At 37.7% G+C, this 1323-nt stretch carries 2 protein-coding genes; one reads left to right on the forward strand and one right to left on the reverse strand.

Annotated elements, in window-relative coordinates; translation table 11 throughout:
- Positions 1-306: 306 nt before the first annotated feature.
- Positions 307-510, reverse strand: a complete 204-nt coding sequence (locus H065_RS0124695) for a helix-turn-helix domain-containing protein (RefSeq protein ID WP_017815780.1) — start codon at positions 508-510, stop codon at positions 307-309.
- A gap of 206 nt (positions 511-716) precedes the next feature.
- Between H065_RS0124695 and H065_RS0124700 the strand changes: the two genes are divergently transcribed.
- Positions 717-1085 carry a helix-turn-helix domain-containing protein gene (locus H065_RS0124700; protein ID WP_017815781.1) on the forward strand — a complete coding sequence of 123 codons (369 nt, stop codon included), beginning with the start codon at positions 717-719 and terminating at the stop codon, positions 1083-1085.
- Positions 1086-1323: the final 238 nt, after the last annotated feature.

Consider the following 1323-nt stretch of genomic DNA (forward strand, 5'->3'; position numbering starts at 1 on the left):
GTTCGAGTCCTCTCGACCGCATATGTAATATAATAAAGAGTCCCTGTTATGTTAAGATAACAGGGACTCTTTATTTGTGATAAATTGTAGTTAAATGAAGTCTGGATGAATATGGTTATTGAATTCAGAAGCAAAGCATACTATATTATAATTCATAATTATATTTATTCTTCTTGTGCTGAGCTGTTGCTAATGGTCTCACTGAATGACAGAACATGGTAATAGGCAATACATAGAGGAATACGTGGTGCTGCCAACTGTTATACCGCTTCAAACAGTATAGCTTGTATGTATGTTGCATGCCGATCAGTGATAATATTCGGTAATGTCTAGCAGCTCGGCGACTTGTTTGCGATAGCGTGCAGCTTTGCGTGTACCGTTAATCAAATTGGATAAACGTGACGGTGGTATCCCATAACACTCACAAAACGTCTTTTGATCCATCTGCAATTCCGCCAGCCGCTGCTTAATCGCCCAGCCAAAAGAGGTAACGGGCTGCTTGCGGTTCAACAATATCACCCCTTGCTTAAAAAAGTAACCTACCTTACCGTCCAATCGGTACGTAGAGGCTTCTGCCTTAAAGCCTATGGTATAATGATTCAGGAAAAGAAGTAAAAAAATGTCGTTAAAGTTAGTATATACTTAAATACGTTTTTAATCAACAATTAAATACTTATATAAGTGTTGTTAGATGACAAGGTCGGGAGTGGAACTATATGCAGCCTCAATCTATTTATGAACGTATCGAATTACTGATCAAAAACAAGGGAATTACCAAAAAGTCATTTTGCGAACAACTCAAAATCAGTACAGGTAACTTTGGCGACTGGAAAAGGGGTAAATCTACGCCGGGTACCCATAAGTTGATCGAAATCGCTGCTTACTTTGATGTGAGTCTGGACTGGCTTCTGATTGGTAAGGAACGCCAGGCCGAAATGATCAAAGAACAAAGCAGTCCTTATTTTTTTGAGCTTATGGGGCAATTGAATTGCCAGGAAGATGTATTGAACGAAAATGAGAAGGAATTTATCAAAGAATACATCGAATTTACAGCATATCGTAAATCAAAACAGCAGGAAGAATAAATGACAATACTTAATTCACTCAAAATGAACTGTATATTTCGATAAATAGAATACGTGCTTATTTAGAATCAAAGAGTCCGCAGTCATGCAGGGCTCTTTTCAAAGCTATGATTCAATGTAAGTTCTCTATCAGGATGATCCTTAAGGAAATTTAAGGGTTTACAACTACTCATAATAATGATACACTGATACAGTTGTTATGTTTTCTGCAATATTGTGCGGTCGTGGTGGAATGGCA

Origin of the sequence: Paenibacillus shenyangensis (assembly GCF_000346635.1) — a bacterium.
Lineage (GTDB): Bacteria > Bacillota > Bacilli > Paenibacillales > Paenibacillaceae > Saccharibacillus > Saccharibacillus dauci.

Coding starts and splice junctions, on each gene's coding strand:
- H065_RS0124700 (WP_017815781.1), top strand. CDS start 717: ATGCAGCCTCAATCTATTTATGAACGTATCGAATTACTGATCAAAAAC.